Here is a 10,849-nt window from a genome sequence, read left to right as displayed (position 1 = left end):
CTTCGGGGGTGGGGAGGACCTTCAGCTGTACATCGAGGCCCTCCTTCTTGAACTCGCCCTTCTTCACCGCCATTTGCAGCGGGGCTACGTACTCGGCGTTGAGCGTGCCGGTCGCGACCACCAGCTTGCGCGGCTTCTTCAGCGGCTTCGGGGCCGGGGCGCCGGACTTGCAGCGGGCCGGGGCGCGGTCGGGAGCGAGGTCGGCGGGGTCGGTCCAGGCGTCGGCGCCGCAGCCGGCGACCGGCTTGATCGGGCGTGGCTTCGCGTCGTCAGAGGAGGACGTCGAGCCGGCGTTGCTGCAGGCCGCCAGGGCCAGAGCCGCGCAGAGGGACAGAGCGAGGGGGGTGGTGCGGGATCGCATGGAACCTCCGGGTCCATTAGTTCTGGCCGCGGCCGCGGTCGCGTGGCGCCCACGGGGTGAGCAGGCGGCCGACGAGGCGGATGAGCTCGGAGAAGAGCACGCCGAGGATCGCGACGCAGACGATGCCGACGAACATCACGTCGTTCTGGAAGAGCGCGCGGGAGTCGAAGATCAGGTGTCCGAGTCCGTTGTTCGCCGCCACCGCCTCGGAGGCGACGATCACCAGCACCGCCACCCCCGCCGCGATCCGGGCCCCCACCAGCACGGCCGGGAGCGAGGCGGGCAGCAGCACGTGCCGGAACATCTGCCAGGGAGAGGCTCCGAAGACCTTCCCCGCGTCCCGGTGGCCCTCGGGGACGGCCAGCACGGCGGCCATCGTCGAGATCCAGACGAAGAAGAAGACCGTCGCGGCGACCAGGGCGATCTGCGGGCCCTCGCCCAGGCCGAACATGTTCAGGAAGATCGGCAGCAGCGCGAGCTTCGGCACCACGTACAGCGCGTCCAGCAGCGGCTCCAGCGCGGCCCGGACAAGATGCAGTGACCCCATCAGCAGGCCGAGGAGGTAACCCGAGACGGTGCCGATCGCGTAACCCGCCAGCACCCGCTTCAGCGTCGCCCACACGTCCGGCCACAGCTCGCCGTCGCCGGCCCGTTCCCAGCCGTCCGCGGCGATGTCGCTCGGCGCGGGGTAGACGCGGTCGTCGATCCAGCCCTGGGTGGCGGCGAGCTGCCACAGCAGGACCAGGACCACCGGCACGGCGATGGCGAGGGAGATCTCCAGCGTGCGGCGCCTGCGGTGGGTGCGTACGGGATGGAGCTCCTGCGGGCCGGGGCGGCGCAGCAGCGTCGTGGGAGGGGCCGTGGGCTTGGTCGTCGTCTCCGTGCTCATGCGGGCACCGCCTGGGGCCGGCTGGATTCTTCGAGGGCGCCACGCAGCAGCGCCCACAGCTCGCTCTTCAGCTCGGTGAACTCGGGCGCCGAGCGCACGTCACCGCTGCGCGGCCGCTCGAAGGGCGGCCGCCGCTCGGCGATGATCCGTCCGGGACGCGCGGACATCACCAGCACCCGGTCTCCCAGGACGATGGCCTCCTCGAGGCTGTGCGTGATGAAGAGCGTGGTGGTACGGGTGGTCTGGGTGAGCTCCAGCAGCTCGTCCTGGAGGATCGTGCGCAGCTGCGCGTCCAGGGCGGCGAAGGGCTCGTCCATGAGCAGCAGCTCCGGCTCCACCGCGAGCGCGCGGGCGATCGCGACGCGCTGGCGCATGCCGCCGGAGAGGGTGGCGGGGTAGGCGTCGGCGAAGTCGGTCAGGCCCATCCGGGCGAGCCAGCCGCGGGCGCGGTCGTCGCCTTCGCGCCGGGGCGTGCCCTGGATGTCGAGGCCGAAGCGGACGTTGGCCAGGACGGTCTTCCAGTCGTAGATCCCGTAGTCCTGGAAGATCATCGCGGCCGGGCGGGGCGTGGTGGCCTGGATCGCCAGCTCGCCGGCGCTGGGCCGGAGGAGTCCCGCGGCGATGCGCAGGAGCGTGGACTTCCCGCAGCCGGACGGTCCGACGATGCAGGTGAACTCCCCTTCGGGGATGTCGAGATCGAGCGGTCCGAGGGCTTCGACGGCCTTCGGCCCACGGCCGAACGTGCGGGTCAGCGCCTGTGCGGTGAGTTTGGGTGGGGTCGGGTGCGGCTCGCCCACGATGCCTCCTGCCGGAGTGGTTGGAGCTCACTGATCTCCGGCGAGAATATGACGGTCCGTCAGATCCGGGAAGGGGGTGTGCTGTTGCGCGCGGGCATGCGAAAGCCCCGGCCGTACGGGCCGGGGCTCAGCGAGTGATGTCCGCCGTCAGGCGGAAGCGCAGTTGGGGCACAGGCCCCGGTAGGTGACCTCCGCGTCCTGGACCACGAAGCCGAAGCGCTCCTCCGCGGGCAGGTCGGCGACTGGGTTCCCGCGCGGGTGCACATCGCGGATCGCGCCGCAGCGGGAGCAGACCAGGTGCTGGTGCGGGCGGTGCGCGTTCGGGTCGTAGCGCTTGGCGCGCCCGTCCGTGGCGACCTCGAGGACCTCGCCGATGGAGACCAGCTCGCCGAGGGTGTTGTAGACGGTGGCGCGCGAGATCTCGGGCAGCCGGGACACCGCCTTGTCGTGCACCTCGTCGGCGGTGTAGTGCACGTGGTCGCCGTCGAGTACCTCGGCGATGACACGACGCTGGGCAGTGAGGCGCCAGCCGCGCCCGCGCAGTCGTTCCAGGAGGTCACTCATGTGTCCAAGAGTAGCAGCGGAGCGGCCCAGCGCCAGAACCCGTACGGACTTCAGCCTCATCTTGACTTAGACATTGTCCAATGTACGATCGGTGATCAGGACAGATCCCGAACCACTGGGATGCCCGAAATCTGGGAGGCGTACGTGACTGGCCCGCTGACGACAGAATCCGGTGCTCCGGTAGCCGACAACCAGCAGAGTGAGACCGCAGGACCCGGCGGCCCGGTTCTGGTGCAGGACCAGCACCTGCTCGAGAAGCTCGCGCACTTCAACCGCGAGCGGATCCCGGAGCGCATCGTGCACGCCCGCGGCGCGGGTGCGTACGGCACCTTCACCGTCACCAAGGACGTGACCAAGTACACCCGCGCGAAGTTCCTCTCCGAGGTCGGCAAGCAGACCGAGACCTTCCTGCGGTTCTCGACCGTCGCCGGCAACCTCGGTGCCGCGGACGCGGTCCGCGACCCGCGCGGCTTCGCGCTGAAGTTCTACACCGAAGAGGGCAATTACGACCTCGTCGGCAACAACACCCCGGTGTTCTTCATCAGGGACGCCATCAAGTTCCCCGACTTCATCCACACCCAGAAGCGCGACCCGTACACGGGCAGCCAGGAGGCGGACAACGTCTTCGACTTCTGGGGTCTTTCGCCCGAGTCGACGCACCAGGTGACCTGGCTCTTCGGCGACCGCGGCATCCCCGCCTCGTACCGCCACATGGACGGCTTCGGCTCGCACACCTTCCAGTGGAACAACGAGGACGGCGAGGTCTTCTGGGTCAAGTACCACTTCAAGACCGACCAGGGGATCAAGAACCTCACCGCCGAGGAGGCCGCCAAGCTGGCCGGCGAGGACCCGGACAGCCACCAGCGTGACCTGCGGGAGTCGATCGAGCGGGGCGAGTTCCCGTCCTGGACCGTCTCCGTCCAGATCATGCCGGCGGCCGAGGCGGCCAACTACCGCTTCAACCCGTTCGACCTGACCAAGGTCTGGCCGCACGCGGACTACCCGCTGCACGAGATCGGCAAGCTGGAGCTCAACCGCAACCCGGAGAACATCTTCGCCGAGGTCGAGCAGTCGGTCTTCAGCCCCGCGCACTTCGTGCCGGGCATCGGCCCGTCCCCGGACAAGATGCTCCAGGGCCGCCTCTTCGGCTACGGCGACGCCCACCGCTACCGCGTCGGCATCAACGCCGACCACCTGCCGGTGAACCGCCCGCACGCCACCGAGGCGCGTACCCACGGACGGGACGGTGTGATGTACGACGGCCGCCACAAGGGCGCCAAGAACTACGAGCCGAACAGCTTCGGCGGCCCGTCCCAGACCGGCCGCCCGCTGTGGGAGCCGGCTCAGGTCACCGGCCCGACCGGCGACCACGTCACCCCCTCGCATGCCGAGGACAACGACTTCGTGCAGGCCGGCAACCTCTACCGGCTGATGTCCGAGGACGAGAAGGAGCGCCTGGTCGCGAACCTGGCGGCGGCCATCTCGGGAGTCTCCCGCGATGACATCGCCGAGCGCGCGATCGGCAACTTCGCCAACGCGGACGAAGACTTCGGCAAGCGGCTCACGGTCGCGGTCCAGGCCCTCCGCGGCTGATACGGGCTGTTTGCCGAACAAACCACAGAGGCCGGACGCCATTGGGCTCCGGCCTCTGTGTCGTTCCCGCTAGACGGCCGCCGCCCGCACCGGCGCCCAGCAGCGGATGATGTCGCGTACGGACACGACGCCCGACGGCTCCGCGCCGTCGAGGACGATCAGGTGCCGGAAGCCGCCGTTCGTCATGGCCGAGGCGGCGTCCTCCAGCGACCAGTCAGGGGCCGCGAAGACCACGTCCGTCGTGGTGTGCGCGGAGGCGCGTTCGCGGTCCGGGTCCTGGCCCGCGCCCACGGAGTTGAGCACGTCGCGCTCGGTCAGAATGCCGAGCCCCGCGGTGTCGGGATCGAGGACCACCGCCGCGCCGACCCGGCGGGCGGACATCAGCGCGGCGGCCTGGCGGAGGGTGTGGTCGGGGCCGATGGTCAGGACCACCGTGCTCATCGCGTCTCGTACGAGCATGTGAAGGAGCCTCCTGGAGGGGTCATGCGAAAGTTTTCACAATCGCACAAGCAGGCGGATTCTCATGTTCACATGGCTACGCCGACCGCAACAAGGGGCGCGTGGAGCGGGCTTCGGACGCGCCGCGCCCCAACGGGCAGGTTTCGGGCCGGATTTATGACCCGAGGTAGCTCAGCAGCTCACCGTGCAGCAGCCCGTTGGACGCCGCCGCGTTCCCGCTGTGCACGCCCCGCTGGCCGTCCAGACCGGTGAACTTGCCGCCCGCCTCCTCGACGATGATCGCGTTCGCCGCCATGTCCCAGAGCGACAGCTCGGGTTCCGCGCACATGTCGACGGTGCCCTCGGCGACCATCATGTACGGCCAGAAGTCGCCGTAGGCGCGGGTGCGCCAGCAGTCCTTGGACAGGTGCAGGAAGCCGTCGAGCCGGCCGCGCTCGTCCCAGCCGCCGAGCGAGGAGTACGCGAACGAGGCGTCCTCGATGCTCGAGACCTTGGAGACATGCATCGGCGTCGCCTTGGAGAGGCTGCGCCCGGTGTACGCCCCGCCGCCCGCGGCCGCCCACCAGCGGCGGCCCAGCGCGGGCGCCGAGACGACGCCCACGACCGGGGCCTGGCCGTGGTCGGTCGGGACCATCAGCGAGATCAGCGTGGCCCAGACGGGCACGCCCCGCACATAGTTCTTGGTGCCGTCGATGGGGTCGATGATCCAGCGCCGTGGGCCCACCCCGTCGAGCCCGTACTCCTCGCCCATCACGGCATCACGGGGCCTGGCGCGGCGCAGCTGGCCGCGGATCAGCTCCTCGGCCTGTTTGTCCGCCTCGGACACCGGGGTCATGTCCGGCTTGGTCTCGACCTTGAGGTCGAGCGCCTTGAACCGGTCCATGGTCGCGTTGTCCGCGGCGTCTGCCAGCACATGTGCCAGCCGTAGATCATCATGAAAACCCGCCATGGGGTGAACAGTAATGCTGATCGCCGCTGCCATGGGGTACCCGGTCCTCCCCCACGCCCCCCACCGCGCCCGCTTGGGGCCGCTACGCCCCTTGACAGCACTGGGTGGCGAGTCAATTCTGACGGCACGGCGGGGCCCGCCAAGTCGTCACAGCTGTCGGAGGCAATGATGCCCACAGCGCGAGAAGGACTGCTCGACGCCGCGTACGCGGCACTGCGGAACCGGCCGTGGGCCGGAGTGCGGATGGTAGACGTGGCGGCCGCGGCAGGTGTGTCGCGGCAGACCCTCTACAACGAGTTCGGCAGCAAGGAGGGCCTCGCGCAGGCGCTGGTCAGACGTGAAGTGGACGGCTATCTCGGCGGCGTCGACCGCGCCCTGGGCGCCGCCGAGCGGGCCGGCGCGGACCCGGCCGGGCGGCTGGCCGCCGTCGGCGCCTGGACGCTGCGCTCCGCCCGCGCCAATCCGCTCGTACGGGCCGTGCTCACCGGCTGCTGGAGCGAGCGGTTACCCGTGCCAGTAAGGCCGGGGCGGCTGCCGGCGCCCAGGCCGGGGGACGCGGAGGCGGCGGTGGACCGGCGGATGATGGCGCCGGTGGAGAGCCCGACCGAGGTGCTGGACAAGGTGTGCGACCGGGTGGTGGCGGCGCTCGGCCAGGAGTGGCAGGGGCCGGGACTCGCCGCGGCGTGCGAGGAGTTCACGCGGGTGGCGCTGAGTTATGTGGTGGCGCCGGCGGTCGAGAAGGAGGGCCGGGACGGCGCCGAGGCCGGCGCGGGGCTCGAGCGGCTCGCGGGCCGGCTCGTCAGTGGGCGCCGCCCGACAGCTGAAGGCCGATGACGCCGACGATCACCAGCGAGATCGAGACGAGCTTGAGGGTGGAGACGACGTCGCCGAGGAAGATCATGCCGTAGATCGCGGTGCCGGCGGCGCCGATGCCGGTCCACACCGCGTACGCCGGGCCGACGTCGAGGCGCTTGAGGGCGAGGGTCAGCAGGCCGAAGCTGCCGAGTGCGAAGGTGGCGAAGGCGACGGTCGGCCACAGCCGGGTGAAGCCGTGGGAGAGCTTGAGGCAGACGGCGAAGCCGGTCTCGAGGATTCCGGCCACGACGACCAGCAGCCAGGCCATGCGGTTTGCCTCCAGTTGGTTGACGCTGGTGTGAATTATGACTCAGCGACCGTGCTGGGGGCACGCGAACATGCTTGTCAGTCTCCTTCTTTACGATCTCGGGTCGCGAGCAGCCGGCGCAGTGAGTACAGCCGGGCCGGGTCGGCGTGGCCCTCGGCCACCCAGTCGTCCAGGGCGCAGTCCGGCTCGTCGTGGCTGCAGGCGCGGGGGCAGTTCTCGGCGCCGGGGAGCAGGTCGGGGAAGGCGTTGATGACGCGGGCCGGGTCGATGTGGTTGAGACCGAAGGAGCGGATGCCCGGGGTGTCGATCACCCAGCCGTCCTCGTCGTCGGGCAGCTTCAGGGCGAGCGCCGACGTCGTGGTGTGACGGCCGCGCCCGGTCACCTCGTTCACGCCGCCCACCGCCCGCTGGTGGTCCGGGACCAGGAAGTTGACCAGCGTCGTCTTGCCCACGCCGCTGTGGCCCACGAAGGCGGTGATGCGGTCGGTCAGATACTCCCGGACCAGCTCCGCCGCCTTGCCCGTCGCCAGTTCCTCGCGGTTCACCGCGACCGCCTGCACGCCCAGCGGCTCGTACGACTCGAGCAGCGTCTCCGGCGACGCCAGGTCGGACTTCGTCAGCACCAGCAGCGGCTCGAGGCCCGCGTCGAAGGCGGCCACCAGACAGCGGTCGATCAGCCGCGGGCGCGGCTCGGGGTCGGCGAGGGCGGTGACGATGGCGAGTTGATCGGCATTGGCGACGACGACGCGCTCGTACGGATCGTCGTCGTCCGCGGTGCGGCGGAGAGTGGAGGAGCGCTCCTCGACCCGGACGATACGGGCGAGGGTGCCCTCGTCGCCGGTGGTGTCGCCGACGATCGCGACCCGGTCGCCGACCACGATGCCCTTGCGGCCGAGCTCGCGCGCCTTCATGGCGGTGACGACGCGGTCCTCGACCAGGCAGGTGATCCGGCCGCGGTCGACGGTCACCACGAAGCCCTCGGTGGCGTCCTCGTGCTTGGGCCGGTTACGGCTGCGCGGCCTGCTGCCGCGGCGGTCGGGGCGTACGCGGACGTCGTCCTCGTCGGGGTTCTTGCCGTAGCGCCGCATCGCGGGTGGTCAGGCTCTCCGCGCGGGGACGCCGAGGAACCCCGTCCACATCTCGTCGAAGTCGGGCAGGGTCTTGGCCGTCGTGCCGATGTTCTCCACCTCTACACCTTCCACCGCCAGGCCCAGCACCGCTCCCGCAGTGGCCATCCGGTGGTCGTCGTACGTGTGGAAGACGCCGCCGTGCAGCGGGCGGGGGCGGATCGCGAGGCCGTCGGCCGTCTCGGTGACGTCGCCGCCGAGGCCGTTGATCTCCGCGGTGAGCGCGCCCAGCCGGTCGGTCTCGTGCATCCGCAGGTGGGCGACGCCGCGCAGCTGCGAAGGGGAGTCGGCGAGCGCGGCGACGGCGGCGATGCCCGGGGTGAGCTCGCCGACGTCGCCCAGGTCGATGTCGATGCCGTGCACCTTGCCCGTACCGGAGAAGGCCAGGCCGGCGTCGGTGAACTCGCAGGAGCCGCCCATCGCCGTGAAGATCTCGCGGAGGGCGTCGCCGGGCTGGGTGGTCTGGCGCGGCCAGTCGCGGATGGTGACGCTGCCGCCGGTGAGCAGGGCGGCGGCGAGGAAGGGCTGGGCGTTGGACAGGTCCGGCTCGATGGTGAGGTCGCTGCCCAGAAGGGCGCTGGGCGCCACCCGCCAGACGTTCGGCTCGCCGCCGTCCTCGGGGGCGTCGACCTGGGCGCCGGCGGCGCGCAGCATGCCCACCGTCATGCGGATGTGCGGCAGGGAGGGGAGGCTGTGGCCGGTGTGGCGCAGGGTCAGGCCCTGGTTGAAGCGCGGCGCCGCGAGCAGCAGGGCGCTGATGAACTGCGAGGACGAGGAGGCGTCCACCGAGACCTCGCCGCCGTCCAGGGCGCCGCCGCCGTGCACGGTCATCGGGAGCGCGCCGCGGCCCTCGTCGTCGATACGGGCGCCGAGGTCGCGCAGCGCGTTGATGACGCCGTGCAGCGGGCGTTCGTACGAGCGCGGGTCGCCGTCGAAGCGGATCTCGCCGTCGGCGAGGGCGGCGACGGGGGGCAGGAAGCGCATGACGGTGCCGGCGTTGCCGACGTCGACCTGCGCCGGGCCGCGCAGGCCGTTGGGGATGACCCGCCAGGCCTCGCCGGTGCCGTCGGGGCCAATGCCTTCTTCGATGTCGATGCCCATGGCGCGCAGCGCGTTCGCCATCAGGGCGCTGTCGCGGGAGCGCAGCGGGCGGCGCAGCCAGCCCGGCTCGGCGGCGAGGGCGGCGAGGACCAGGGCCCGGTTCGTGACCGACTTCGAGCCCGGCACGGTGATGCTCCCCGAGGTCGGGCCGGGCGCGTGCGGCGCGGGCCAGAGGGGGGCGGCATCGGGGCGTGTGGCTTGCTGAGAAGGGCCGGTCATGGGCTTCACTCTAGTGGGATTCCGGCCGTCGGCTCTGCCCGCGGGGCGTCAGAAGGCGGGCTCGAGCAGCAGCCGGGCGCCGATCAGGAGCGAGCCGAGGGCGACGACGTAGAAGAAGAACAGCCACAGCGCGGCCGGGATGCCGGTCAGCCGGTGCAGCTGATCGGCGTCGGACTCCGGGGCGCGGCCGCCGGCCCGCTTGCGCTGCAGCTCGAAGACCGGCCGTACGCCGCCGAGCAGCAGGAACCAGACGGCGGCGTAGGCGAAGCCCGCCTGCACGTCCGCGTCGGTGAACCACGAGATCAGGAAGAAGAGCGCGCCGGTGAGGACGACGGTCAGCAGCCCGTAGGCATTGCGGATCATGATCAGCATGGCGGCGAGCAGCAGCACGGCGCCCCAGAGCAGCGCGGTGATGTGCCCGGCGGCGAGCAGCCAGGCGCCGGCGAGGCCGAGGAGGGAGGGGGCCGTATAGCCGGCGGCGGCGGTGAGGATCATGCCGAGCCCGGTCGGCTTGCCGCGGCTGACGGTCAGGCCCGAGGTGTCGGAGTGCAGCCGGATGCCGTCGAGCTTGCGGCCGGAGAGCAGCGCCACGAGGCCGTGGCCGCCCTCGTGCGCGATGGTGACGGCGTTGCGGGTGAGGCGCCACACGCCGTACGGGACGATGGCGGCGAGCGCGATCAGGGCCGTGACGGCGACCAGCCACTCGGAGGGGTCGGGCTGGGTCCCCACGACGCGGTCCCACAGCTCGGTGAAGCTGGTGCTGTCGGTTTCCATGTGGTGCGGGCCCTCCTGAGCCTGGTCTTCGATTGTCGGACCGGTCTGGCAGTCTGACATGCATGTGCGGTCGCTATGCATCGAGCAGGAAGCCCGAGGATCTCGTCGGGATCTTCGAGGTGGAGAAGTGGGACCCGGCGGAGACCATCGCCCCGGATTACAACGTCGCGCCCACGAAGGACGTCTACGCGGTGCTGGAGCGTCCTGTGAAGGACGCGCCGGACCCGGATCCGGTTCGCCAGCTGCGGAAACTGCGCTGGGGCCTGGTGCCGTCCTGGGCGAAGAACCCGGACACGGGCGTGAAGATGATCAACGCCCGGGCGGAGACGGTGGTGGAGAAGCCGGCGTATCGGCGGGCTTTCGCCTCGCGTAGGTGCCTGCTGCCGGCCGACGGCTATTACGAGTGGATGACCGCCAAGGGCGAGCTGGCGCTGGAACAGCAGGGGAAGAAGAAGCGCCCGCGGAAGCAGCCGTACTTCATCACGCCGGAGGACGGGTCGGTCTTCGCGATGGCCGGCCTGTTCGAGTTCTGGCGGGACAAGACGCTGCCGGACGAGCATGAGCGGGCGTGGTGGGTGACGTGCACGGTCATCACGACGGATGCGGAGAAGACGCCGCTGGCGGGCGGGGCCGCGGGGGAGGACGGACCGTCGTCGCTTACGGAGATCCACCCGCGGATGCCGCTGATGATGACGCCGGACAAGTGGGATGCGTGGCTGGATCCTTCGAACAAGGATCCAGAGGCGCTGGGGGAGCTGCTGGTGCCGCCGCCTGCGGGGTTGCTGCGGGCGTATCCGGTGTCTACGGCGGTGAGTGATGTGCGGAATAACGGGGCGGAGTTGGTGGAGGAGCGGGAGGCTCCGGAGGAGGAGACGTTGTTCTGAGTGGGGGCT

Annotated in this window: 12 protein-coding genes and 1 pseudogene; 3 read left to right on the top strand and 10 right to left on the bottom strand. The window is 70.8% G+C overall.

Translation table 11 applies throughout. The features are described from left to right. From G5C51_RS35060 to G5C51_RS35045, 4 genes and pseudogenes are all read right to left on the bottom strand, one after another. Positions 1–361 (bottom strand): annotated as a pseudogene (locus tag G5C51_RS35060) (ABC transporter substrate-binding protein); the annotation flags it as partial. A 16-nt stretch (positions 362–377) separates the two neighbouring features. After that, entirely contained in the window at positions 378–1,250 is an 873-nt protein-coding gene (locus tag G5C51_RS35055; RefSeq protein WP_165243717.1) for an ABC transporter permease, read from the bottom strand. Next, entirely contained in the window at positions 1,247–2,047 is an 801-nt protein-coding gene (locus tag G5C51_RS35050; protein ID WP_165243715.1) for an ATP-binding cassette domain-containing protein, read from the bottom strand. Before G5C51_RS35050 ends, G5C51_RS35055 begins: the two co-directional genes overlap by 4 nt. Positions 2,048–2,194: 147 nt before the next feature. Continuing rightward, entirely contained in the window at positions 2,195–2,611 is a 417-nt protein-coding gene (locus G5C51_RS35045; RefSeq protein WP_165243713.1) for a Fur family transcriptional regulator, read from the bottom strand. A 120-nt stretch (positions 2,612–2,731) separates the two neighbouring features. Between G5C51_RS35045 and G5C51_RS35040 the strand changes: the two genes are divergently transcribed. Next, entirely contained in the window at positions 2,732–4,204 is a 1,473-nt protein-coding gene (locus G5C51_RS35040) for a catalase (RefSeq protein ID WP_165243711.1), read from the top strand. Between the two features lie 69 nt (positions 4,205–4,273). On the opposite strand, the gene G5C51_RS35035 is transcribed toward G5C51_RS35040, so the two are convergent. Together G5C51_RS35035 and hisN are read right to left on the bottom strand one after the other, a co-directional pair. Then, a complete protein-coding gene (locus G5C51_RS35035; RefSeq protein ID WP_165243709.1) occupies positions 4,274–4,663 on the bottom strand; it encodes a CBS domain-containing protein in 390 nt (129 codons plus the stop codon). Between the two features lie 154 nt (positions 4,664–4,817). Further along, a complete protein-coding gene (gene hisN, locus G5C51_RS35030) occupies positions 4,818–5,612 on the bottom strand; it encodes a histidinol-phosphatase (RefSeq protein WP_165243707.1) in 795 nt (264 codons plus the stop codon). Positions 5,613–5,780: 168 nt separating this feature from the next. Here hisN and G5C51_RS35025 point away from each other — a divergent pair, with 168 nt between their 5' ends. Further along, positions 5,781–6,446 (top strand): TetR/AcrR family transcriptional regulator, encoded by a 666-nt coding sequence (locus G5C51_RS35025; protein WP_206314661.1) that lies wholly within the window; start codon positions 5,781–5,783, stop codon positions 6,444–6,446. Here G5C51_RS35025 and G5C51_RS35020 read toward each other — a convergent pair. From G5C51_RS35020 to G5C51_RS35005, 4 genes are all read right to left on the bottom strand, one after another. After that, positions 6,412–6,735, bottom strand: coding sequence for a DMT family transporter (locus tag G5C51_RS35020; RefSeq protein WP_165243703.1), 324 nt, complete (start codon positions 6,733–6,735; stop codon positions 6,412–6,414). The two genes, G5C51_RS35025 and G5C51_RS35020, sit on opposite strands and share 35 nt — an antisense overlap. Before the next feature lie 77 nt (positions 6,736–6,812). Beyond that, positions 6,813–7,823 carry a ribosome small subunit-dependent GTPase A gene (rsgA, locus tag G5C51_RS35015; protein WP_165243702.1) on the bottom strand — a complete coding sequence of 337 codons (1,011 nt, stop codon included), beginning with the start codon at positions 7,821–7,823 and terminating at the stop codon, positions 6,813–6,815. A 9-nt stretch (positions 7,824–7,832) separates the two neighbouring features. Next, positions 7,833–9,182, bottom strand: a complete 1,350-nt coding sequence (gene aroA, locus G5C51_RS35010; protein ID WP_165243700.1) for a 3-phosphoshikimate 1-carboxyvinyltransferase — start codon at positions 9,180–9,182, stop codon at positions 7,833–7,835. A 48-nt stretch (positions 9,183–9,230) separates the two neighbouring features. Continuing rightward, a complete protein-coding gene (locus G5C51_RS35005) occupies positions 9,231–9,956 on the bottom strand; it encodes a M50 family metallopeptidase (protein ID WP_165243698.1) in 726 nt (241 codons plus the stop codon). A 62-nt stretch (positions 9,957–10,018) separates the two neighbouring features. Between G5C51_RS35005 and G5C51_RS35000 the strand changes: the two genes are divergently transcribed. After that, entirely contained in the window at positions 10,019–10,840 is an 822-nt protein-coding gene (locus G5C51_RS35000) for an SOS response-associated peptidase (RefSeq protein ID WP_165243696.1), read from the top strand. The last annotated feature ends 9 nt before the right edge of the window (positions 10,841–10,849 follow it).

The organism is Streptomyces coryli (assembly GCF_011044975.1).
Classification (GTDB): Bacteria; Actinomycetota; Actinomycetes; order Streptomycetales; family Streptomycetaceae; genus Streptomyces; species Streptomyces coryli.
Note: the sequence above shows the minus strand (reverse complement) of the source record. Positions and strands in the feature narration are given on the sequence as shown.

Excerpts from the sequence above, each read along its gene's own strand:
- G5C51_RS35055 (WP_165243717.1), bottom strand. The coding sequence starts at position 1,250 with ATGAGCACGGAGACGACGACCAAGCCCACGGCCCCTCCCACGACGCTG.
- G5C51_RS35045 (WP_165243713.1), bottom strand. The coding sequence starts at position 2,611 with ATGAGTGACCTCCTGGAACGACTGCGCGGGCGCGGCTGGCGCCTCACT.
- G5C51_RS35040 (WP_165243711.1), top strand. The coding sequence starts at position 2,732 with ATGCCCGAAATCTGGGAGGCGTACGTGACTGGCCCGCTGACGACAGAA.
- G5C51_RS35035 (WP_165243709.1), bottom strand. The coding sequence starts at position 4,663 with ATGCTCGTACGAGACGCGATGAGCACGGTGGTCCTGACCATCGGCCCC.
- hisN (WP_165243707.1), bottom strand. The coding sequence starts at position 5,612 with ATGGCGGGTTTTCATGATGATCTACGGCTGGCACATGTGCTGGCAGAC.
- G5C51_RS35025 (WP_206314661.1), top strand. The coding sequence starts at position 5,781 with ATGCCCACAGCGCGAGAAGGACTGCTCGACGCCGCGTACGCGGCACTG.
- G5C51_RS35020 (WP_165243703.1), bottom strand. The coding sequence starts at position 6,735 with ATGGCCTGGCTGCTGGTCGTCGTGGCCGGAATCCTCGAGACCGGCTTC.
- rsgA (WP_165243702.1), bottom strand. The coding sequence starts at position 7,823 with ATGCGGCGCTACGGCAAGAACCCCGACGAGGACGACGTCCGCGTACGC.
- aroA (WP_165243700.1), bottom strand. The coding sequence starts at position 9,182 with ATGACCGGCCCTTCTCAGCAAGCCACACGCCCCGATGCCGCCCCCCTC.
- G5C51_RS35005 (WP_165243698.1), bottom strand. The coding sequence starts at position 9,956 with ATGGAAACCGACAGCACCAGCTTCACCGAGCTGTGGGACCGCGTCGTG.
- G5C51_RS35000 (WP_165243696.1), top strand. The coding sequence starts at position 10,019 with ATGTGCGGTCGCTATGCATCGAGCAGGAAGCCCGAGGATCTCGTCGGG.